The following is a 23,032-nucleotide window of genomic DNA, read 5'->3' on the forward strand; positions in this document are numbered from 1 at the left end:
GTTATCATGAGTATGGCAGGACAGTTGCTTGTTCTTATTTCTTACCCGTTAGCATACTTCAGGCGGCTTTGGCTTCCTCGTGGTGCAAATGCTGCAGTCAACCCGGATAATCCTCCGATTTTGCTTGTGCACGGCCTGTATCATAACGCCTCGGCATGGTTGTTTATTAAGGCAAGGCTTCGTGCTGCTGGGTATGACAATGTTTTTGCTTTTTCATATTCAAGCTGGAGAACGGACTATAGCACCCTGCTTGCGCAGTTTGACAAGCATGTAAGAGAGCTTGAACGGTTGTATCCTAAAACCCCGCCGGTTTTCATTGGTCACTCTTTAGGAGGATTAATTATCCGCGGGTGGTTGAAAATGAACCCGCATAGTCCGGTTCGCGGTGTAATAACGTTCGGTACGCCTCATCAAGGCAGCAAGCTGGCCAGACTGGGATTTGGCCGCTTGTGTCACAGCTTGGCATTCAGAGGAGCGCTTATCCGCAAGCTGGAAGCGGATGAGCCGTCAATAACAGTGCCTGCTGTCGCTTTGTTTTCTCGAATGGATAATATGGTGCTTCCTATGGAAGGTTTAAAACCCCGCGCAGCTGGCTGGACTTTAAGAGAGCTGACTCCGGTGAGCCATATTTTTATGCTGTATAGTAAAGTGAGCTTTAAAGAGCTGCTTGAAGAGCTGGATAAAATTTCCGGAAGGCGCACTACTCGTCAGTAACTTCAAAAAGATTACGGTATTCAAGTACCATTTGCTCTGCAGTAAATGAGCTTTTCCATATACTGCGCGCATTTTTTCCCATCGTTTTCAGCTGATGTGTGCTTCTGAGCAAGCTTTTACAGTGTGCAGTCAGTGAATTCCAATCTCCGGGCTTTGTAATTAGCCCGGTCTGCCCGTGCTGTATTTGTTCAATGATTCCCCCTTCTGCAAAAGCAACAACAGGTGTTTTTGCAGACAGCGCTTCCAGTACAACCAAAGGATGGTTGTCCCCTAATGACGGATAAACAAGAATGTCTGCGGCAGAAAGCACCAATGAGAGCTTGGTCCGGTCAAGGTATGGCAAAATGAGAAGCCTGCCATATTGTTCTGTCGTATCCCCACCTGCCATCATGCAAAGAACTTCAGGAAAGTTTTCAATCTGCTTCCATACAGAAATCCAATTGTTTCCAGCCTTATATGCAGCATTTTGACCACCATGGGCCAGAAACAAAACTACCTTTGCGTCAGCAGCGATCCCTGATTCCTTTTTTGCCTGTTTTTTCCCTTGCGGGTAAAGCATATCTTCTACCCCGTTGGGAATGACAGTGCATGAAAGCTGAGGAAGTGTACGTCTGGCCATTCGTTTGAGCCAGCCACTGGGGCTGACAAGCCGCGGGGCAAGAGCTGTAAGCAGTTTTTTTTGCAGGTGCTGGCGACTCCGCGCATCAGGATACTTACGGGGGCAGGGTGAATAGCAACCTTCCAGCCAGCCTTTACAGCCCATGGGAAATGGGCAGCCCCCTGTCAGAAGTGAGGCATCATGCAACGTGATAAAACATTCAGAAAAGTTGAGAGCTTGTTCCAGAGCTAGCGCCCAGTTACGGGTGCTGTGCAGGTGAAGGGTAGTATTTTTTTGAGCACAGGAGCTTAGGTGCTGTATGTCCAGTTGCAGGCAGGAGCCTTCTTCAGGCAAAACCCTTTCACTGTCATCAACTTCTGCGGAACGCGTAAACGTCAGGTTGTTAGCTAATATACCGGTTGCCAACTGATTCTGGATCAGTGTGGCAATTCTGGCTGCTCCTCCGCGTCTGCACAGCAAGCTGTGTGTGTGAACATGCCTCACCTGTCGCTTCGCTCCAGCAGGTCTTGTTTCAGTGCCCATAAAATTAAAAACCAGGCCCGTTCTCCGGTGAGTCCCAGCTCGGCGAGGTTACGTAGCAATTCTTTTGTCGAGACGGGGTTACGGGCGGAGAAAAGCACTCTTCGTAAAGCGTTCTGCGGCACTCTGTCTTCTATGGCCAGATAAATTACCGGATGATCGTGCCCTCGATATACTGCCTGCCCTGCCCTGCTTGTTTGAACAGTTTGATTTTTATCCAGAATGGCAGACGGGTGTTTTGAAAAAATGGAAGCGTAGTTCAGCTGTTGCGGATGCACGGCTGAACGCAATGTTTGTTCATCTACAGGTTCAGTACTCAGAGAGTTCCATAGTTGTTCATGTTGTTCGATGACCCTGCTCCAAACAAACTTGCCGGCAACTCTGTTTCGACCAGCTTCACCCATCTGGCGGGCCAACTCAGGGTTTTTCAGCAGTGTTTTCAGTGCGCTGCTAAGCTCCGGTATATCAACAGCTGTTTGTTGGGCCAGATTAAGGTGGTACTGGTTATCAAACAGAACTCTTGCAAGTGTGTCAGACTCGCTGGAGTCCGGAGTACCGATTGTAGGAATCAGGAATCCCGTTTGTTCATGAACAACTAAATCACGGTATCCGTTCCAGTCAGAAGCGATTACCGGTAACCCTGCTGCAGCAGCCTCCAGAATCGTCAGACCGAAAGTTTCCTGCACATTGTCAGATGCAGAAAGGTATATATCCGCAGCCTGATACAGCGTGTTTCTGGTTTCATCATCAGGTCTGTTGACGATGGCAAAAGGCAAATTCAACGCCTTCGCAAGCTGATACAATGCCTGCGGAGTGTTGTCGGCTTCATCCGTCCAGCCAGCCAGTACCAGCATTACGCTTGAAGGCGTTATACCCTCAGCAAATAACCGCTGAAAGGCTCTTAACACAGGAACTACGTCCATTTTGGAATAGTGCGAAACTCTGCCTGTGATAAGCACCATGCGCTGGGTGTCTGCAAGTCCCAGTTGTGCCCGCATTGAGGCTCTTTCCTGCGCGCTATGCCTTAAAAGCGAATCAGATACTGCAAGTGGAATTTGCTCTATGCGGGGTGCAATAAACTGGCTTGGAGAAAGCTGGTACATGTTTGCGAGAGTGTCATACATTTTGCGTACGACCGCTTTTCCGGCATGAGATGTTGCAATAAGCGCGTCACGCCGGCAGGTGCCCTGCCACATATGCGCCAGAAACGCGGAAGGGTACCATGAGTAACTTAGCGAATGAGTTGCCCCTGTGATGGGGAAAATATTGCAGGCGAACTTATTTCGTACTCGGGAAAGACTTGCCGCATCCACAATGCAGTCAGAGAGATGGAAACAGTGGTATTTATTATTTGTTATCGCATCAAGAAGGCTTGTTCTTGTTGCAATATGAACCCTGCAGGACTCGAACAGCGCAGGTGCTTCCCGCATTGCCCATTGCCGCAATTGTGTACAGTGCGAATCACTTTGTAAAAAAAAGTGGTATTCATCGTACGGGTTTTGTTTGAAAAGCTGCTGTAGAAATGTCGCATTCGCAACACTCCGTCCCATTATTTCACCAGTTTCAATGAAAGGATGAATGGAAGCCCAGATGCGACCGGATGAAGTTGGGTTAAGCATTATCCTGAAAAGACATAGAAATTAACGAATGTCAAATCTCAGGCAGTCTTTTGACTTTGATTACTGCTAGTGTTTTTGCTGGTATTTGTAATCCATTGAAATTGATATGTATATATTTTGGGGATCTTTATTTGCATGTTTATGGGCGTCTATGAAGAATCACCCAGTTACTCTGGGGGGAGGATATATACGTGAACCATAAGAATCCGCTGATGATGTGGGGAATCAAGCTGGAGTCCGAAGTCGCTGTTTTTCTTGAAAGTGTAGCGTGCAACGGATGCGCCATGCATAACTGGGATGACCAGCTGCCTGATAACCTTTCTCTTGATGCAGAAGAACCCGCACTCGTTTGGATTTCACAGCAAGGATGGGAAGAGATTTCCGCTTTGCCCGACGCAGACGTGCAGTTTTTGCACCTTATTCCGCGCGTCCTGCTTTTGGAAGAAGATGTGTCACCAGAGTATGTGCAGGCAGCTCTGGATGCCGGATTCACTGATATTCTGAATGCACCGCTGATAGAGTCGCGGGTGCGCGAAGTCTTTTTGCGTGCTGCAGAAATGCAGACCTTATATAATGATATCATCAGGATGACGCGCGAGATATGCCTTGAGCGCGAGATGCTTGCCCGCAAGAATGACATTCTTGAATTTATTGTAACCTTCCTTTCACGGGCTGCTGAAAGCCTTGATCCTGTTGAAATATTAAATAATGCCCGTGAAGACCTTGGTATGTTGCTTCCCCTGAAGGGGCTGCATGCTGCGTTGTGGCTTCCCCAGCAGGCAGACTCCATTGAGGCAGAGCTTTTCCTTGGCGTGAATGAACATTCTCCTGAAGGCTTTGAGTGGTCGCAGATGTTGCTTAAGGCTGCTGCCAAGCTGAGCGGAAGCCCTGTCGCCGGATACAAAGTTGAATTGTTGGGGGATGGTCCAGCAACTGATGCGCCGGAACCGGGGAAAGTCATTTTATTGCCGCTCAAGATGCGTACAGAAACAGTCGGTTGTATTGCCCTTTTGACGCAGGATGATTGCAATCTGGGTAAGGATCAGGTGCAGGTACTCCACTCGGCCATGCGTCATCTTGCACTGGCTGTAAAAAACGCACTGCTTTTTAGTGAGATGCGTACTCAGGCCGACCATGATGGTTTAACACAGCTGCATAACCGTCGTCATTTTGATAGCAAGCTTAGGGATGAACTTGACAGGCATGGCAGATACCGTCTGCCCCTTACCCTGATGATGCTTGATATTGACTACTTTAAGCAAATTAATGACCGCTATGGCCACCAGGTAGGTGATGCCATTTTGCGTGAGCTTTCAAGCTTGTTGCGCGATACTATCCGCTCTACAGACTATTGTGCCCGATATGGCGGTGAGGAATTTGTTGCCATTTTGCCTCATACCGAAGAAAAGCAGGCTCGGGTGCTTGCGGAGCGTTTGCGTAAAGCCATTGAGGCGAGAACTTTCCGGCACCATGGACAAGCAATTAAGGTGACTATCAGCATTGGTCTGACCGGTGTAAGGCCTGGAGCATTAAACTCGCGGGATGACCTGGTTAAGGAAGCTGATTCAGCACTTTATCTTGCAAAAGCAAACGGAAGAAACGTGGTCTGCTCCTTTACCAACGGCTGTTCGGAGAAGATTAAACATGCTCAATAGAGCGTTGACTTGACCCTTTTTCGGTAATACAGCATCTCAGCTTATCATAATAAAGACAGAGCCACGCGCTCTGTCTTTTCATTTGCCGGAGGTATAGTTTTGAACGAAATATTATGGATAGGCTTTGCGCTGCTGGATCTCACACTGGCCTTGGCTCTCTTTCGCTTTTTCGGAAGAGCTGGCATTTACGGGATTATCGTTTTCAACCTGCTGTTGTGCAATATTCAGGTGCTTAAAACGGTTACGCTTTTCGGCATGACGACGACGTTGGGTAACATTCTTTATGCGGGTGTTTTTCTGGCTACAGACATGTTGAGTGAATTTTATGGGCGCAAAGAAGCACAGCGCGGTGTTCTTCTGGGCTTCACCGTTGTGGTGATGGCCACAATTTATATGCAGATTGCGCTGATGTTCACTCCTGCAGCAGATGATTTTGCACAGCCGCACCTTTCGGCGATATTTGGCGTGCTTCCGCGTCTGGCTATTGCCAGTATTGCAGCGTACCTCACCTCCCAGATGCATGATGTCTGGGCTTTTGAATTCTGGAAAAAGAAAACCGAAGGGCATTTTTTGTGGTTGCGCAATAACGCAAGTACGCTTGTCAGCCAGATGATCGACTCTGCTGTTTTCTGCCTTATTGCTTTCTGGGGTGTTTTCCCCACTCCGATTCTTCTTGAAATCATGCTGACAACATACATTTTCAAAGGGGTTGTTGCCCTGCTTGATACTCCTTTCATGTACATTGCCCGAAGAATCCATAATGCAAATCCTACTTCCCGCTGGTAACAGTTGTGACTGGCAGGTACGTGATAAAAAAGCCGGAGAGCATGCTCTCCGGCTTTTTTATATATGTCTGTTAGTGGAAATTCCTAGCTGCAAGTGGCTCAAGCCCCTCGTGGCTATAGCAGAATCGTTGTTGCCAGTCCTAGGAAGATGAAAAAGCCTGCACCATCTGTAATCGCCGTCAGAAAAATGCTGGAAGCCTGCGCAGGGTCTCTTCCCAGCTCCTTAAGAATAAGCGGAATTGACGCGCCGGCCAGTGCGCCCAGCAGCATATCAAGCAGCAGTGCTGTAGCCATAATCTGGGCAAGCAGCAGATTGTTTGTAAGCATGAATACTGCAATCAGTACCAGAACACCTACAATAAGCCCGCTCAACATGCCGATTTTTGCTTCACGCCACACGGCAAGCCAAGACTTCTTTCTGTCAAACCGCTCTGTCGCAAGCTGTCTGATCATAACAGCAAGCGCCTGCTGACCGGTATTGCCTGCTTGATTTGCAACAATCGGCATAAGAACTGCCAAGATTGCCATAGTGGCGATTGAACCTTCAAAAAGGCTGACCACCCATGCACTGAACGCAGAGTTTGCCATGTTGATGACAAGCCAGGGCAGTCGTTTTTTGACGGACTCCAGCCACGGTGTATCTGTTGTTTCGTCCTGACCGGCACCAACCATACCGAGCATGTCTTCACTTGCTTCGTCATGAATGATGTCGATGATGTCGTCGTAGGTAACAACGCCCAGCAACCGTCCCTCGTAATCAACAACCGGCATGGCCATGAAGTTGTAGTGAGCAAGCTGGTGAGCAACTTCTTCTTTGTCCGCGTCAAAAACAACAGAAATCAGGCTCTGTGCGCTGACTTCATCTTTCAACAGGGTACGGGGTCTGCAAAGCAGCAGGTTGCGCAAGGAAAGAACACCCACAAGGCGTTCCTGTTCATCAACGATGTAGGCGTAGTAAGGAATTTCCTTATCCTCGATCTCACGACGTATCTGCATAATCGCCTGATCTGCAGTCACGTTGTGATCGAGGATAATTATTTCCGTGTTCATGACCCCGCCCGCCGTGTCGGGGTCAAATGCCATCAGGGTTCGCAGCTCCTCTGCGTCGTCGGCTTCAAAATAACGTAACAGCGCGTCACTGAGTTCTTCATCCAACTCGTCCAGAACGTCCGCAGCGTCGTCAGGCGACATCTCCGCCAGAATACTGGCGGCCTCATCCCAGTCGAGGTTCTGCAGAATCTCCGTACGGGAGTACTCGTCCATTTCAGCTAGAGCTTCAGCCGCATCCTCTGCTGAAAGGTGCTGCATAAGGCAAACCTGTTTCTCAAGCGACAGGTTTTCCATATGCTCTGCAACGTCTGCAGGGTGTGCAAACTCTGCTTCCGCTTTTTCTTCACGACAAAAGTGCAGTGCAATCTCACGACGCTCGCGGCTGTCTTCCGAGATTCCTTTGTCCTTCTGCATTGTATCGTTTGAGCGCTGCTCAGGCTCGTGGTGGGTATTTTCATCAGTCATATGATTTTATCCTATGAAAGCTGTATATTGGCAGCGCAATGTTTCCATCAAATGTTTGAGAACCGCTTGACGAAAAATGGTCTGAGTCGTAACACCCCAAGAATCAATACCCAAGAGGCATTGTGCCTCTATCATGTAGCATGTACCTTAACAATCCCATGACAACGAGCAGTATCAACTTTTTTTTCACCGGTGAGGCGTTGCAGTTCACGTTATCCGCTATTGATCTGGCCATAGATGAAGATGGTCCGGATCTGACAAGTAATGCGGTTTTTGCGCCCGAACAGCGACTTAAGGCCCAGATTGTGGCCAAAGAAGACACTATTGTATGCGGGCTGACGTATGTTCGATATATAATGGATCGGGTCATTGAGCGCGATCCTCAACCTGCCGGTTTTGACGACTACACGGTAGAAACGTTTGCCGCCGACGGAGACCGTGTTTCAAACGGGTCTCTGGTGGTCCGGCTGGAAGCCTCTGCGCGCAGATTGCTTAAAGCCGAGCGCATTATTTTAAACTTTATGACACATCTTTCCGGCATATCCAACCTTACGGCACGCTATGCAGCTGCGCTTGAAGGCTCGGGCACACGTCTGCTTGATACACGTAAGACTTTGCCCGGGCTGCGCTATCCGGAAAAATATGCGGTAATCATCGGCGGAGGCCTGAACCATCGGCGTAATCTTGCCGAAATGCTGATGCTGAAAGATAACCATATTGATCTGGCAGGAAGTATAACCGCAGCGGTAGAACGTTTACGTACGGCATACGCTCCTTGTCCGCCGATTGAGGTTGAATGTCGGACCGTGGCGGATGTACAAGAGGCAGTCTCTTGTTCCGTGGACAGAATTATGCTGGACAATATGGATGCTGCAGGTCTGGCAGAAGCCCTGCCTTACATCCCTGCGCATATTGAAACTGAAGCAAGCGGCGGAGTAACGTTGGAGACTATCCGTACTCTAGCAGATGCGTCCGGTCGCAAGCTGGATTATATATCTGTAGGTAGGCTTACTCATTCAGCTCCTTCTGCCGACTTCAGCATGCGAATCAGCGAGTAGAATTATGACGAATCCTTCTTTTGAAAAAATTACTGAAATCAAGTCCCGTATGGGTAAAAAGCTCACTATTATGGGGCACCATTATCAGCACGATACGGTGATCAGGCATACTGATCTTCGTGGCGACTCGTTAGAGCTTGCCCGTAAAACTGCTGAGGTCGAAGCTGAACACATCGTGTTTTGCGGTGTGTACTTTATGGGAGAATCGTCGGCACTGCTTTCTCGGCCCGGACAAAAAGTTTATCTGCCGGAACCGGATGCCAATTGCGTGATGTCCCAGATGGCTCCTGCCGAACGCGTTGAAAGCGTTTTTTCACGACTTGCTGAACGTGGCCGGCGTATTGTTCCGCTTACGTATGTGAACTCCTCTGTGGCTGTAAAAGCTGTTGTGGGTAAACATGGCGGCTCTGTATGCACCTCTGCCAACGCAAAAAAGATGCTTGAGTGGGCTTTTGAACAGGGGGATGCCGTACTGTTTATTCCTGATAAAAATCTTGCTTCAAATACAGCGGATATTCTGGGCTTGCCCGAGGATAGGCGCCACATACTGGATATTCGTAAGGGCGGCACCGCTATTGATTTTGAAGCCGCAGATAAAGCCACGCTGCTGATGTGGCCCGGTTGCTGCGCTATTCATGCCCGCTTCAATCTGCGGCAGATTTCCAGAATGCGTGAAGAACATCATGGTATTCGTATCGTGGTGCACCCTGAATGCAGTCAGGAAGTTGTGCACATGTCTGATGCTGCCGGCTCTACTTCTTTTATTATTAAATATGTTGATGAGGCTCCGGAAGGTGCGACTATCGCTGTCGGAACGGAAATCAACCTTGTTGAGCGTCTGGCAAAGCAGTATGCGGGCAAAAAGACCATCATGCCGTTGCTGGAAAGCGCATGTACGCACATGAACAGTGTTACTGAAGAAAAGCTGGCCTCCACCCTGCTTGCTGTTGAGGCCGGAACCTATGAACCAGTTATGGTTCCCATGGAAATGCAGGACAACGCCCGTGTTGCCCTCGAGCGTATGCTGAAGGCATGCGCCTAACACGCAGGAGTAGTTTCTGATGTCCAATTTCCGTCCGGTTACCCCCGTACTTGTTATCGGTTCCGGCATTGCTGGCGCAACCGTAGCATTGACTCTCGCTGACCTTGGCGTGGAAGTAACTCTTATTACCAGCGGGGACTCTCTGGATTTGGGAAATACTGCGCTGGCTCAGGGTGGTATTGTTTTTAAAGCGCATGACAGTGACCCTAAGCAGCTGGAAAAAGACATTCTGATTGCAGGACACCACTACAATTCTTCCCGCGCTGTACGCCATGTGAGTGTGCAAGGTCCGCCCGCGGTGCAGAGTGTACTTGTTGATCGATTGAATATTCCTTTTGCCAGACAGCATGATGACAGAAAGTCCGGCGCAGACTGTGAATGGGATATGACCATGGAAGGCGGCCATGCTGCCCAGCGTATTTTGCACTGCGCGGACTACACTGGCCGGGCAATCATGGATGGCCTGATTCGGGAAGTGCAGGCATCGCCGAATATTAAAGTGCTGACCAACCGTACAGCCATTGACCTTTTGACAAGCCATCACCATGGTCGCAGCCTTGAGTTTAAATACCAGCTGAATAATCAATGTGCCGGAGCGTATGTTTTTAATGAAAAGCTGAAGTGCGTAGAAACCATTCTTGCCGATTACACTGTTCTTGCAACCGGTGGTATCGGACAGATTTATCTGCATACCACAAATTCACCGGTATGCGTTGGTTCCGGCCTTGCTATGGCATACAGAGCTGGTGCCCGTATCGAAAATGCAGAGTTTGTACAGTTCCACCCCACTGCTCTCTACCACAGGGCCGAACGGCGCTTTCTGATTACAGAGGCTATGCGTGGTGAAGGTGCCAAGCTTGTGAATGCCAAGGGTGAGACGTTCATGCAGCGCTATGATCCCCGCGCAGACCTTGCTCCGCGTGATATTGTTGCACGGGCTATTGTGGAAGAAATGCTTTCTACCGGTGCAGATTGTGTGTTTCTTGATGCTGCCAATTACGTGGAGCACAATCTTGAAACACGCTTCCCCACAATTTTCCAGCGCTGCTTGAAGCTTGGAATCGACATTCGTAACCAGCCTATTCCTGTTGTTCCCGCTGCCCACTACTTCTGCGGCGGCGTGTTGGCTGACCTGAACGGACGGACCACTCTGGAGCGGCTTTACAGCGTTGGTGAATGCAATTGTACCGGTGTGCATGGTGCGAACCGTCTTGCGAGCACTTCGCTGTTGGAAGCACTGCTCTGGGGCCGTAATTCCGCTCTTGATATCAAGAAGCGGCTTAGCCGGCGTTCTGCCCTTAAAAAGCGTTTACGTGAGTCTATCCCTGACTGGAATCCGCTTGGAGATGAGAAAAATGACGATCCGGCGTTGATTGCGCAGGACTGGACAACTCTCAGGAACACCATGTGGAACTATGTGGGCATTACAAGGACCTCCAGCCGCCTTCAGAGAGCCCATGATGAAATGCGTGACCTGTGGCGCCATGTGAGTGATTTTTACAAACGTACGCCCATTTCAAAGCCTCTTGTCGACCTGTTCCACGGTTGTCAGGCTGGCTATGTGGTCACAATGGCTGCCAGACGCAACAAACAGAGCGTCGGCTGCCACTATCGTGTAGACTAGCAGATTGTTCTTACTGACAGAAAAGCGGGCCACCTGACGGTGGTCCGCTTCTTTTTTGTATGCAGCCTCTCAGCTACGCTGGACATTCAGGGTGATGTGAGAAGACAAAGACTATAGTAAATAGTCACGGATAATCAGAATGCCTGTGTATAGCTGGAAAAAAACAAGAACCATAAGCAGCAGGTTGTTCAGTCCATGAAGAAGCGGGAGCAGCTTTCGTCTTTTTTTGTACTTATCAAGTATATATCCGGTAACGAAAGCACATATGCCGGTGGGAATAACCATGAAAGCGATAAGATAGTGCCAGTCCGTGATCAGAATAACTCCCCAGCCTACCCATGCAAAGAAAAGTCCCAGCGCAAGGCCTATCATCCAGATACCGATAGCTATTTTTCCCCAGTAAACATGCTTTTTCCAGTCGAAAGGCATTTTTCTGTTCATATGCAGCATCATGAACCGGTGAAAGCCGAGATATAACACATAGCATCCTGCCACTGTGGCCAGCAGTTGCAGGATGGGATGTATCCACATAATCAGCATGGCTCTCCTCCTTTACTCCGCGCGTATTCTTAAAAAATCAGACTGCCACCGATAAGCCTGTCTGCTACCAGCAATAACATAACACTTAGCATGCTGGCATTAATAATATGAAATCCACGCTCAGGAGAACGCAGGATTATGCCTGTAACCATAAATGCTGCAATAACGGTAAAGCAAATACCTACGCGCAATACCGCAGAATGCATGAATGGAAAAAGAGGTATCAGCAACAGTGCAGTAAGATATGATGAGTACCAGAGGTTAAGAAGCGGAGAAAAGCGTGTTGCCAATTGTATGGAAGGCAACGGTAACCCCTGTTCTGCATAGGCTGCACGATCTTTTTCTGCCCGTAACCAGAAATGCGGAACCTGCCACAAGTAATAGACCATTGTGACTATAACCAACTGTGGCGAAAATACACTCCCACCGGCTGCAACCCAGCCGAATGCAGGTGGTAGTGCACCGGGAACAGCGCCTGTAAGCAGAGAAAAGGAACTGATGCGCTTTAAAGGCGTATAAAGGCCATTGTATGTGATAATAACAAAAGCCCCCATACCTAGAAGCGTTATTCCCCCGCTCGCGTGCAGAAGCCCCGCAGAGGCCAGTAAAAGAACTATGCCCGGAATAAGTGCGGCTGCGGGAGTTAAAAGCCCTTTTGCCACAGGACGCTGGCATGTTCTGGGCATTCTGGCATCAAGCTCTCTTTCCTGTATCTGGTTGAATACGGAACAACAGCAAGTAAGCGTGAACGTAGCCAGTGAGCATACCCACAGCCGCCAGTCAACAGTGCCTGCCTGCAGCAGGTAGCCGAATGCGGTTGAGGTTGCCACCATAAAGGCTACTTTTATTCTGAATAAAGGCAGATAGCCGCGAATCACGCTACTGTTCCTTATTTTCCGGTGCAGGAGCAGATTTATCCGACAGGCTTTTCATGTATTCAATCAATGCTGTCATTCTGCTTTCTTCAAGTTCATACGGCGGCATTATCGGGTCATATCCTTTCGTCAGCAACGTCAAGGGATCGACAATGCTTTCCCTGAGGTACGCTTCATCTGCGATTTGTTTTTTTTCAACGCCGTCTTTCAGAATTACCCGCTCGGAGCCGTATAGATTTTTCAGACTTGGACCTACAATTTCAGAACCGTCTGTCGAGTGACAGGAAATGCAACCCTCTTCCTGAACAAGCCTTCTTCCTTCTTCAACGGGAGTCTGATTGCCATTCATCATCCAGTTAACAACGCTGTCCACTTCGTCTTTAGACATCGTATCAGTATATGACGGCATTATGGGATCATGCCCCTGAACTACTTCGCTGTTCGGTTCAAACAAGGCACGGCGCAGGTAGGGTTCGTCAACTACTACTTCTTTCAGGGTGCCGTCCGGCAGAATCACTTTGCGGCTTTTACCGTATATGTTTTTAAGTGTCGGTCCCAAGCCTTCGCTGCCATCCAGAGAATGGCAGGAAGTGCAACCATGCGTTTCCATAAGAGCTTGTGCTTTTGCTGCTCCGCCGGAATTGCTCTGCCGGGTGAGCCAGTTCTCAAAGTCTTTTTCTGGCAGCACTGCAACAGTTGAAAGCATGTTGGCATGTTTCAGACCGCAGTATTCGGCACACAAGATGTCGTACTCGCCTTTACGTTCCGCCTTAAACCATGCGTATGTTTCCATGCCTGGAACCGTGTCCATTTTTATGCGAAATGCCGGAACATAAAAACTGTGCAGTACATCCGCGGAAGTCATATTCAAACGGACAGCCTGATTAACCGGAACATACAGGATGTTGGAGCGTTTCCCGTTAGGATATTCGAACGCCCAGGACCACATGCGTGCGGTGACTTTTACCTCCAGCGCATTTGCCGGAACAGACCGCAGTGCTTTAAAGCCCTGCCATCCGTAATAGAACATTCCCATAACGATGATCGTAGGAATAACCGTCCATAATACTTCTGCGGTTATGTTTCCGTCAAAGTCTGCCGGTTTGGGGTGCCGTGTATGGTGATAGCGCCAAGCAAACCACACCATGCACGCCGTGATGCAGATAAGCACAACGATTGAAAATCCGAAAATAATATAAAAGGCAAAATCAACTTGCTGTACGGGATTTAGTGACTGCGGAAACATAAACACCTACCTGTACGCGACATCAAAGAATGTGAACCCTATGGCTATTGCAAGAACTGCAAATGCCAGAAAAACCATTATCCGTATCAGCGTACCCTCATATTTCAGGTGCATAAAGAATAACGTTACCAGCCCCGCTTTGCATGTAGCTATTGTCAACGCCACAACGACATTCAGAAAACCGAAATCAAAGCGTGAGGCTGTAACGGTGATGCCTGTCAACACAAGCAAAGCAATCCATATTATTGTATTCAATCTGAAGCTTACCGCATGGCTGTGATTGTTCTGGCTCATGGCTACTCCTAAACGATGAGGTAGAAGAGCGGAAAAAGGTAAATCCATACAAGGTCTACCAGATGCCAATACAGTCCGCTGTTTTCCAAAAACACAAAATTGTCGGGAGTCATCCTGCCCAGACCAATAAGACGATAGGCGTACAACAGGACTGCTCCCCCGATGATTACATGAATGCCATGTAATCCTGTCATGACGTAATACAGTCCGAAGTAGACGATTTCTCCGGCAGGTCGCTTCAATAATTCCGGGCTGTCCGGAAAGATGCCATGCGAGATTTTGGCACTCCACTCAAAGTATTTGACGACTAGAAATATGAGCGCACACCCTATTGTAAGGATTAACATTCTTTTGCACAGAACGACCTTGCCCTGCTGCAAGGCACTGATTGAAATGGCGACGAAAAAGCTGCTGGTAATCAGTACAACTGTATTAAAGGTACCCAGAACGGTATTCAGCTCTTTACTGGCTGCATGGAATTCTGCCGGGTGCTGGTGAAGATATACTGCGTACAGTAGAAATAATCCGCCAAACAACAGAACCTCTGTGAATAAAAATAGCCACATACCGATTTTGGCACCTAGATAGTCGTTATGGACATTACTCATCAGCACTAACCCCTTCAAAGTCATATGGCCCGTGGGTGACAACCGGTTCTTTTATAAAGTTATGATGAGGCGGGGGCGAAGGAATTGTCCACTCCAGTGTGGCTGCAGCCCACGGGTTGCTACCTGCTGGTGCACCGCTTTTTGCTCCCTTAAAGAGATTCCACAACATTAAAAGAAGCCCTGCCGCCAGAATCCATGACCCGACAGTGGAGATGAAGTGTCCTGTAGTATACTGGGGCAGGTAGTCGTAATACCTTCTGGGCATCCCTTGAAGACCGATAATAAACAGCGGGAAATAAAGAACGTTAAAGCCGATGAATGTAATCAGGCAGGAAATGTTAGCGATTTTTTTGTTGTACATCCTGCCGTATACTTTCGGGAACCAATAGTGCATGGCCCCGAAAAGCCCAAAGCCCAACCCTCCAAAAATTACGTAGTGAAAATGGGCAACTACAAAGTATGTGTCATGTACATGGATATCCGTTCCGGCAGAACCAAGCACCAATCCTGTAAGGCCGCCTATGGAAAAAAGAAAAATGAATGCCATGGCGTAGTACATTGGCGGCTCTAAGTGAATCGCTCCTTTGAACATGGTTGAAACCCAGTTAAACACCTTGATTGCAGACGGAATGGCAACCACAAAGGTCAGAAACGAAAAAACAAGAACAGCCGTGTCGCTCATTCCGCTGGTAAACATATGGTGCGCCCACACCAGTGAGCCTGCAAATGCAATCGCAAGACTGGAAAAGGCAATCATTTTATACCCGAAAATTTTCTTGCGACAGAAAACCGGCAAAATCTCTGAAATAACGCCCATTGCAGGCAGAATCATAATGTATACAGCGGGATGTGAGTAAATCCAGAAAAGGTGCTGATACAAAAGCGGGTCTCCACCCTTCGAAGGATCAAACAGCCCCACTCCCATTACACGCTCAACAAAAATTAACAGAACGGTAATGCCCAGTATCGGTGTAGCCAGTACCTGTATCCAGCCTGTTGCGTACAGAGACCATACAAAAAGGGGCAGGCGGGTCCATGTCATTCCCGGTGCACGCAAGCGGTGAATGGTGGTGATGAAGTTAAGTCCGGTGAGAATGGAAGAAAAGCCGAGAATGAACACGGCAGCTACTGCAACATTGACGTTGGTTGTCGTCACATTGCTGAACGGAACGTAAAACGTCCATCCGGTATCAGGCGGACCGTCACCTGTAAAAAGCGAACTGAGCGCAAGAACAGCGCCGGTAACATACAGCCACCATGAAAAGTTGTTTAATTTTGGGAAGGAGACATCTTCGGCACCTATTTGAATAGGCAGAAAAATATTACCGAATGCTGCAGGAATGCTGGGAATGACGACCAGGAAAATCATGACAACACCGTGCAACGTAAACACTGCGTTGTACGTCTGTGCGTCCATGATGGTTCTGCCTGGCGCGATCAACTCCAGCCTGACAAGGAAACCCAGTAACAGGCCGACCAGAAAAAAGCCGATAATACCATAGAAATAGAGTATTCCTATGCGCTTATGGTCGGTGGAAAAAATCCAAGATCCGATGTTGTTTTTGGTTCCATCCAGAGGGCCCCAGAAGCCTCTGGCAGAGTCTGAAGCTTCAGTTGTCACCATATCCACCTCATGTAGAACGTTAGCAGTTTACCTGAAGTTTAACCTGATCGCTTTTTACCGCCTCGGAAGAGAATGAAAACAAAGATTCCGATGCCGAAGAGAACAACTACGCCTGCTATGCGCATAAAATCAAAAACGTATCGTTTTCCTTCGGGGTCGTAGGAAAAGCAGTAAGCAAGAACCCTTTTGACAGACAGGCCGATTTTGCCTTCTGCTGCTTCTGTTGCAGCCATGGTGATATCGAAGGGAAGAAAGCCATTACCGTAAAGGTAGCGCACTATTTTTCCTTCCGGAGAAACTGCAATTAATACCACAGGATGAACAAAATCTTTTTCTACTCGTTGAAAGCGAAAGCCGATGCTGTCCATGAACGCGTCGATATTCTGTTTGGTTCCAGTTAAAAATACCCATGAATCGGATGAGAATTTGTTGTCCAACGCCTGCATGTAATTATGCTTTTTCTTTTCAGCAAGCTCTGGGGTGTCAAGCTCATCAAAGCTGACACTGAGAACTTTGTAATCTTTTCCGGGGGTCAACCTCACTCCCGGCAAGACGCTGGCTATTGAACTCATAAGGATATTACAGACAGTCGGGCAGGTGTAATAAACAGGGGCGATGATGGTGGGAACGTCCATCAGTGAACGTATATCAACATCATCCCCCTGCTCATTCTTAAAGATCAGTCCTTCGGGAATGTAGTTGCCGAGCTTTTCGTCAACGCCTGCTACATTTTCCTGCTCGGCCGCAGCCGGGTGTACATGTACAGCATCAGGCGGAAGCTCCACGCCGGATGCTGTACGAACATGCTCTCCGCCTGCCTCGGTATGATTGCTTTCGTGCTGGTTATCCATAGCGGCAGACATTGCCGCATCCATCTCGTGCATGCGGTGCTGAGTGGCCTCATTCGCATATGCAAAGACAGAACACAGTAACAGAGCAATTATCAGCAACATCTGAGCGGCAGGAGATTTCACAGGTTCCTCCCGAAAGTATGAAGGCGTTACAATGTGGCGATATAGTCAGCCAGTGTCTTAATCTGAGCATCATCAAGACGCTTCAGGATGTTGACCATGACAGCCTTTTTCGAACCGCCGAAGCTGCCGTCTGTGTATCCCTTCATCTTGTTGTAGAGCTCATCTGCGCTCTGCCCTTTAACAGGGGTCCCTACTCCCATGGGCTGCTTGCTGCCGTCAGCACCGTGGCATCCGGTACATTTACGGTACAGTGAAGCGCCGTCCTCTGCTGCCGTTGCAATGGCTGCACCGGTGCCAAGAGCCAGACAAAGGCTCAGTACTGTAATCATCTTTTTCATCATATCCTCCGCAATTGTTAGGCATTGGTCATAAAACAAGATAGTTGCACTGCTTTAAATGTTAGCAAATTATTAATAATAAATGCAACGAATTCTTGCTTTTATTTTATTGAAAAAAAAGAGCGTCCCGAAGGACGCTCTTAAAGCTTGCTGTTGGTGCCGCTTACGGCGTTTCAGCTACTTTTTCTTCAACAGGAATATCCACCCCGAGCATAAGCAGAATAGGGCTGGCTACAAATATTGAAGAATATGTACCTACACCCACGCCGATAAGCATCGCCAGCGCGAAGTCATGGATAACGCCGCCGCCGAGGAAGTACAACGTTAGGATTACCAGCAAAGTCGTGCCGGACGTAAGGATGGTACGGCTCAAAGTCTGGTTGATTGCAAGGTTGATCACAGAACCCAGCGGCTCATTCTGGTGAGCCAGTCTGTATTCACGGATTCGGTCATACACGATGATGGTGTCGTTCAGCGAATAACCGATGATGGTTAGCAGCGCTGCAACAATGGTCAGGTCAAACTCCTTATCTAGCAGGGAGAACAACCCAACCGTAATTGCCACGTCGTGAATGAGAGCAACAAGTGCTCCTAATGCGAAGTTAAGCTTAAGTTTCCAGCAAAGAACAAGCGTAAGCAGCAACGCTGCAAACACAAGGCCTGCCTTGCTTATGCCAAGCTGCCCAAGCAGGTACATGCCTGTTGCCAGCGCAGCTGCCATAAGGCCTGCGGTAAACCATCGCTGTTCAAAACGGCCCGAAATGTAAATAGCAATCAAAAGAACCGCAAAGTACAAAGCTTCGACCGCTTTTGATCGTAAATCAGCCCCGACTTTCGGGCCGACCATTTCAAGGCGTTTGATTTCAAACTTTGCTCCGGTCAACTTGGCACCGAAGGCTTCTGCAATATCGCCGCGCAGCTCTTCAGGGTTCTCCCCTGCCTGAGAAACCCGGACAAGGTATTCGTTGTCAGCATCGTCGCCAAAGCGCTGAACTGACAGACCGGGCAGCTCCAGACCTTCAAGACTTTCTTTCAGGTCTGCGGGGCTTACTTCACGGTCAAACTGAACCTGAACCACTACGCCACCGGCAAAGTCGATTCCGTAGCTGGGGCCACCCTTGAAGATAAGCGAGCAAATCCCAACAAGAAGAACCAGACCGGAAAGGCACAGAGATATTTTACGCAGGCCGACAAAATCAATATTGATATCGGGCTTGATTATGGACAATCCCATGAATTCCTCTCCTTAAATGCTGAGCTTCTGGCCCTGCCGCTTAATGCTCCAGAGATCCATGAGGACGCGCGAAACAAAAATCGCGGTGAACATGGAGGCCAGAATACCGAGGCTCAGCGTAACGGCAAAGCCGCGAATAGGACCGGTACCGAACTGGTACAAAATCACAGCAGCAATGATGGTGGTTACGTTGGCATCAACAATGGTAAGCGTGGCTCTGCTATAGCCTTCCTGAATAGCTGCCCGCGGCGTCAGCCCGTTTCGCAACTCTTCGCGGATTCGTTCAAAAATAAGAACGTTGGCGTCAACAGCCATACCCAGAGTAAGAATGATGCCTGCAATACCCGGCAGAGTAAGAGTTGCTCCGAAACCGGAGAGCCCTGCCAGAATAAGAAGCAACGTAAAACCAAGAGCAATATTGGCGACAATACCGGCAAAGCCGTAATAAACAATCATGAAGACGACAACCAGTGCGCCACCGGCAAGAGCTGCCATCACGCCCTGATCAATGGACTGCTGCCCCAGAGAAGGACCGACAGAACGTTCTTCAAGGATGTTTACAGGTGCAGGAAGTGCGCCGGCCCGGAGTACCAGTGCAAGGTCATGCGCTTCGGCATCGGAGAATCTGCCGGTGATGCTTGCACGTCCGCCACGGATTTTGTCCTGAATCACAGGTGCGGAATACACTTTGCCGTCAAGAACGATGGCAAGTCTCTGTCCTTTATATTCACCTGTGACGTTTTCAAAAATACGTGCGCCGCGCTCGTTAAAGTCCATCACAACATATGGCTGATTGAACTGGTCAAAGCTGGCATGTGCGTTGACAATGTTCTCACCGGTCATCACAGATTCGCGGTTGACAACAATAGTGGCCGGTGCGCCTTCGCCGCTTCTCTGCTGCATCTCACGCACTTCGGTGCCGGGGGGGACAATGCCTTTTGCTGCGTTTGCAGGGTCTACATCGTCTCGAACCAGCTTAAACTCGAGGTGTGCGGTTTTGCCGATGATCTGGATGGCTCTTTCCGGGTCTTTAAGACCGGGCAGCTGAACCTGAATGCGGTTATCCTGCTGCTTGCGGATGTCGGGCTCAGATACACCAAACTGGTCAATTCGGTTACGAATGGTTTTTACTGCCTGATCAAGCGCGAGGTCAGAAACATACTTTTTGTAGTCCTGCTTGAACGAAAGAGTGTATTTCACACGGCCATCGTTCAGCACTTGAGGTGGAGCAACCGCCAGATTGGTGAACTGCTTTTTGAGCAGGTCTTCCAGCTCGGTTTTCTGCTGATCTTTCAGCAGAATAAATTCCAGTCTTTCTCCTGCAACCACTCTGGGGCGCATAAGAAAGATGCCTTCATCTTGCGCAAGTTCACGTAAATCCTGTCCTGTCTGGGACAGCGCATTCTCGAGCGCTTTGTCTACATCCACTCCGAGAGTCAGATGGATGCCGCCCATGAGATCAAGGCCAAGGTTGACTTTGGTATCGGGCAGAATCTTCTGCAGCGGAGAGGATTTGACAGCAGGAATGCTAGGCAGTGTATAAGCTAAGCCCAAAACTGCCACAACGAGTGTGAGCGCGATTCTCCATCGCAGACCCTCTTTCATTGCAACTCCTCTATTCAGTATTCTGAAATCACACCAGTAATTGATGTGTCTGGCGTCTGGTGCAGGGCATCAGGCGTTTGAACAACAAAAAAGCAAACATACAGGCAGAAAAGACCGCCAATGCGGTCTTTTCTGTATGCTTGCTTGATAGACACCGGAGTGTCGCTATTTCTTTGCGTCCTTCTGGGGCTCTTCCTTCTTGGCCTTGGAGTCAACCACAGCGGAAACAAATCCGCGGCTCACTTTGACCACAGTCTGGCCCAGATCGACAGACAGCACGTCATCGCTTACTTCGACGATGCGTCCGTGCAAGCCACCACCGGTGACAACACGGTCACCCTTTTTCAGGTTGCCCAGCATTTCGCGATGTTCTTTAGCCTTCTTCTGCTGAGGACGAATGAGCATGAAGTAGAAAATAGCGAACATCAGGATCAGGGGCACAAAGCTCATGATCGGGTTTCCACCCTGTGCACCGGCTTCTGCACCGGTACCCAAGGCATACGCAACACTAGTCGAGAACATATATCCTCCTTCCAGTCAGGTTTCTATCGTTACGGCCCGCAGATGCGGGAAAACGCAATCTACCTACCTGCTTGAACAGAAAGTTTCAACGCTTTTCTGGACTAGTTGGTACCCACATACATATTGCCGTAGGGCCGGTGTGAGAATGGTTTAACCTTTGAAAATTCAGCGTTCATGATTTCATCTGCGTCTTTACCGAACTCTTTTGCAAACGCATCAACGTGCTTGCGTATAAAGGCCATGTCGTCATCTGTAAGCGGTTCAAACTGCAAGCCGGGGCCAAGCTGATACTCCGGAACAGTACCGCGTATGTAAATCACGCCGCCATGCATGCCGGTTCCAAGGCTTCTGCCTGTAATGGGCGCGTCAGGCTTTGATGTTTCCATACCCAGCAGAATGATAGCTCCTCCGGCCATGTATTCACCTAGAAAGTCACCAGCTTTACCACCTGCAACAATGACGGGAGATTTGTCCATATATGCTTTCATATGAATGCCTACTCGGTAGCCAACGTCAGAGCGGACAAGGATTCGCCCTCCCCGCATGGCATACCCAAGAACATCTCCGGCCATGCCGTTGACCACTATTGTTCCGTCGTCCATGGTGTTGCCTACGCCGTCCTGCACGTTACCTTCCACCTGAATGCGGGGACCGCGCATAAACGCGCCCAGATCCTGCCCGGGCACACCGTGCAATATAAAAGTCACCGGTCCGTCGATGGCACTGCCAAGATATCGCTGTCCACGAACATTGCACACTTCGATAGTATCCGCGCCTTGTTCCAGCGCCTCGTGGATCTGCTCGTTAAGCTGTTTATAGTAAACGCCTGAAGCGTCTAAGGTTACTTTTTTGCTCATGGTAATCAGGCCTCCACCTCTACGATTACAGGCTCGCCGGCTTTAGGTGCCCAGACTCTGTCAAGCTGGGGGCACACTTCGCGAATCGAGCTTTCTTCACTGGACATAAACACCATGTCATCTTTTTCCGCCACGATAAGAGGACGAAGTTTTACACGATCGTTCAGGCCCATCATGCTTTTGCCGTCGGTAACAAGAATTGCAAACGGTCCGTTAAGCATGGCAGAGCCGTAAACCATGCGCAGGGCTTCACAGGCTTTGCGTTCTTCTTCAGGCATTCTGTCGATTTCATCCCAGAACGGCGGGGCAAAAACACGGCTGGCCATGCGCTTGCTCAAACCATGCTTTCTAATGAGCAGGTCAAGCAGGTATGCCACAACCTCGGTGTCGGTCATCAGGGTACACTCATAGTCATGCTGGCACAGATAGCGCTTGTTAATTCCATATGAGGAAATTTCGCCGTTATGCACGATGGCCCAATCCAGAATGGTGAACGGATGCGCTCCGCCCCACCAGCCGGGAGTGTTGGTAGGAAAGCGGTTATGACCTGTCCAGATGTAGGCGCTGTATTCGTCCAGCCGGAAAAAATCAGCTATATCCTCGGGAAAACCAACCCCTTTGAAGGCTCCCATGTTTTTACCGGAGGAAAACACAAAGGCCCCGCCAACGGTTTTATTGATATGCATGACAACACTGACAACATAGTCCGCTTCATCAAGGTGTTCCCAACGCGGGCGTACGTCTTTAGGCGTTACAAAAAAGCGCCAGACAATAGGCGGGTTCTTTATTGCCAGAGTCTTGCGGGTGGGGATTGGCTGAGATTCTGCGATATCAAAAAATTCTTTGATGATGCGCTCTGCTCCGTCCAGACCATTCTGGTCATCGCACATTACATGAAAAGCGTACTTATCTGCGTGATGCGGGTATATGCCGTAAGCTGCAAATCCGCCACCAAGCCCGTTGCCACGGTCATGCATGGTGCACATGGCATTAATGGGCATTGTGCCGGAGATAAGCTGCTTCTTTTTATCGATAACGCCAAAGACTCCGCAGCCAGAGATGTCCTTGTCAAATTGCCAGAAATTATCCGGAGCTTTCATTATATATTCTCCCCTTTGCCGGAGCTTTTGGGTGCTGATATTGAGTGCATATTTTCGGGCCGATG

At 49.0% G+C, this 23,032-nt stretch carries 22 protein-coding genes; 6 read left to right on the forward strand and 16 right to left on the reverse strand.

Annotated features, from left to right (window positions below; translation table 11 throughout):
- The first annotated feature begins 6 nt into the window (after positions 1-6).
- Positions 7-714: an esterase/lipase family protein gene (locus ACK5LI_RS11400; protein ID WP_416949371.1), complete on the forward strand. Its 708-nt coding sequence runs from the start codon at positions 7-9 to the stop codon at positions 712-714.
- Here the strand turns inward: ACK5LI_RS11400 and ACK5LI_RS11405 are convergent.
- Both ACK5LI_RS11405 and ACK5LI_RS11410 read right to left on the reverse strand, forming a co-directional pair.
- Positions 701-1,273, reverse strand: coding sequence for a glycosyltransferase (locus tag ACK5LI_RS11405; protein ID WP_416949373.1), 573 nt, complete (start codon positions 1,271-1,273; stop codon positions 701-703). The genes ACK5LI_RS11400 and ACK5LI_RS11405 overlap by 14 nt on opposite strands.
- Positions 1,274-1,812: 539 nt before the next feature.
- Entirely contained in the window at positions 1,813-3,471 is a 1,659-nt protein-coding gene (locus ACK5LI_RS11410) for a glycosyltransferase family 4 protein (protein ID WP_416949375.1), read from the reverse strand.
- Between the two features lie 191 nt (positions 3,472-3,662).
- Between ACK5LI_RS11410 and ACK5LI_RS11415 the strand changes: the two genes are divergently transcribed.
- Together ACK5LI_RS11415 and ACK5LI_RS11420 are read left to right on the forward strand one after the other, a co-directional pair.
- A complete protein-coding gene (locus ACK5LI_RS11415) occupies positions 3,663-5,126 on the forward strand; it encodes a diguanylate cyclase (protein ID WP_416949377.1) in 1,464 nt (487 codons plus the stop codon).
- 99 nt (positions 5,127-5,225) lie between these two features.
- The gene (locus tag ACK5LI_RS11420; RefSeq protein ID WP_416949379.1) at positions 5,226-5,912 is read left to right on the forward strand and encodes a queuosine precursor transporter; all 687 of its coding nucleotides are present in this window, start codon (positions 5,226-5,228) and stop codon (positions 5,910-5,912) included.
- A gap of 113 nt (positions 5,913-6,025) precedes the next feature.
- On the opposite strand, the gene mgtE is transcribed toward ACK5LI_RS11420, so the two are convergent.
- On the reverse strand, positions 6,026-7,426 hold the full coding sequence (gene mgtE / locus ACK5LI_RS11425; protein ID WP_416949381.1) for a magnesium transporter: 1,401 nt from the start codon (positions 7,424-7,426) through the stop codon (positions 6,026-6,028).
- A 158-nt stretch (positions 7,427-7,584) separates the two neighbouring features.
- Between mgtE and nadC the strand changes: the two genes are divergently transcribed.
- Genes nadC through nadB form a run of 3 tightly spaced genes read left to right on the forward strand, consistent with a single transcriptional unit; the run spans position 7,585 to position 11,150 of the window.
- Positions 7,585-8,484: a carboxylating nicotinate-nucleotide diphosphorylase gene (gene nadC, locus ACK5LI_RS11430; protein ID WP_416949521.1), complete on the forward strand. Its 900-nt coding sequence runs from the start codon at positions 7,585-7,587 to the stop codon at positions 8,482-8,484.
- A gap of 4 nt (positions 8,485-8,488) precedes the next feature.
- A complete protein-coding gene (gene nadA, locus ACK5LI_RS11435) occupies positions 8,489-9,526 on the forward strand; it encodes a quinolinate synthase NadA (RefSeq protein ID WP_416949384.1) in 1,038 nt (345 codons plus the stop codon).
- 19 nt (positions 9,527-9,545) lie between these two features.
- Positions 9,546-11,150, forward strand: coding sequence for an L-aspartate oxidase (nadB, locus tag ACK5LI_RS11440; RefSeq protein WP_416949386.1), 1,605 nt, complete (start codon positions 9,546-9,548; stop codon positions 11,148-11,150).
- Between the two features lie 111 nt (positions 11,151-11,261).
- Here nadB and ACK5LI_RS11445 read toward each other — a convergent pair whose 3' ends face one another.
- The 13 genes from ACK5LI_RS11445 to ACK5LI_RS11505 all read right to left on the reverse strand — a co-directional run bounded on the left by ACK5LI_RS11445 (position 11,262) and on the right by ACK5LI_RS11505 (position 22,967).
- Positions 11,262-11,690, reverse strand: a complete 429-nt coding sequence (locus tag ACK5LI_RS11445) for a DUF4079 domain-containing protein (protein WP_416949388.1) — start codon at positions 11,688-11,690, stop codon at positions 11,262-11,264.
- Positions 11,691-11,719: 29 nt separating this feature from the next.
- Positions 11,720-12,568 carry a protoheme IX farnesyltransferase gene (locus ACK5LI_RS11450; protein WP_416949390.1) on the reverse strand — a complete coding sequence of 283 codons (849 nt, stop codon included), beginning with the start codon at positions 12,566-12,568 and terminating at the stop codon, positions 11,720-11,722.
- 1 nt (position 12,569) lies between these two features.
- The gene (gene coxB, locus ACK5LI_RS11455; RefSeq protein WP_416949393.1) at positions 12,570-13,811 is read right to left on the reverse strand and encodes a cytochrome c oxidase subunit II; all 1,242 of its coding nucleotides are present in this window, start codon (positions 13,809-13,811) and stop codon (positions 12,570-12,572) included.
- A gap of 6 nt (positions 13,812-13,817) precedes the next feature.
- Complete coding sequence (locus ACK5LI_RS11460; RefSeq protein WP_416949395.1) at positions 13,818-14,105, reverse strand: cytochrome C oxidase subunit IV family protein; 288 nt, start codon at positions 14,103-14,105, stop codon at positions 13,818-13,820.
- An 8-nt stretch (positions 14,106-14,113) separates the two neighbouring features.
- On the reverse strand, positions 14,114-14,713 hold the full coding sequence (locus tag ACK5LI_RS11465) for a cytochrome c oxidase subunit 3 family protein (RefSeq protein WP_416949397.1): 600 nt from the start codon (positions 14,711-14,713) through the stop codon (positions 14,114-14,116).
- On the reverse strand, positions 14,706-16,337 hold the full coding sequence (gene ctaD, locus ACK5LI_RS11470; RefSeq protein ID WP_416949399.1) for a cytochrome c oxidase subunit I: 1,632 nt from the start codon (positions 16,335-16,337) through the stop codon (positions 14,706-14,708). Before ctaD ends, ACK5LI_RS11465 begins: the two co-directional genes overlap by 8 nt.
- Before the next feature lie 38 nt (positions 16,338-16,375).
- On the reverse strand, positions 16,376-17,311 hold the full coding sequence (locus tag ACK5LI_RS11475; RefSeq protein ID WP_416949401.1) for an SCO family protein: 936 nt from the start codon (positions 17,309-17,311) through the stop codon (positions 16,376-16,378).
- A 26-nt stretch (positions 17,312-17,337) separates the two neighbouring features.
- On the reverse strand, positions 17,338-17,649 hold the full coding sequence (locus tag ACK5LI_RS11480) for a c-type cytochrome (RefSeq protein WP_416949403.1): 312 nt from the start codon (positions 17,647-17,649) through the stop codon (positions 17,338-17,340).
- 163 nt (positions 17,650-17,812) lie between these two features.
- A complete protein-coding gene (gene secF, locus ACK5LI_RS11485) occupies positions 17,813-18,883 on the reverse strand; it encodes a protein translocase subunit SecF (protein ID WP_416949406.1) in 1,071 nt (356 codons plus the stop codon).
- A 12-nt stretch (positions 18,884-18,895) separates the two neighbouring features.
- Positions 18,896-20,488: a protein translocase subunit SecD gene (gene secD, locus ACK5LI_RS11490; RefSeq protein ID WP_416949408.1), complete on the reverse strand. Its 1,593-nt coding sequence runs from the start codon at positions 20,486-20,488 to the stop codon at positions 18,896-18,898.
- Between the two features lie 165 nt (positions 20,489-20,653).
- The gene (yajC, locus tag ACK5LI_RS11495) at positions 20,654-21,010 is read right to left on the reverse strand and encodes a preprotein translocase subunit YajC (RefSeq protein WP_416949410.1); all 357 of its coding nucleotides are present in this window, start codon (positions 21,008-21,010) and stop codon (positions 20,654-20,656) included.
- A gap of 101 nt (positions 21,011-21,111) precedes the next feature.
- Positions 21,112-21,867, reverse strand: coding sequence for a hypothetical protein (locus ACK5LI_RS11500; protein ID WP_416949412.1), 756 nt, complete (start codon positions 21,865-21,867; stop codon positions 21,112-21,114).
- 5 nt (positions 21,868-21,872) lie between these two features.
- Positions 21,873-22,967, reverse strand: a complete 1,095-nt coding sequence (locus tag ACK5LI_RS11505; protein WP_416949414.1) for a class II glutamine amidotransferase — start codon at positions 22,965-22,967, stop codon at positions 21,873-21,875.
- Positions 22,968-23,032: the final 65 nt, after the last annotated feature.

The organism is Oleidesulfovibrio sp., from assembly GCF_047973035.1.
Taxonomy (GTDB): domain Bacteria; phylum Desulfobacterota; class Desulfovibrionia; order Desulfovibrionales; family Desulfovibrionaceae; genus Oleidesulfovibrio.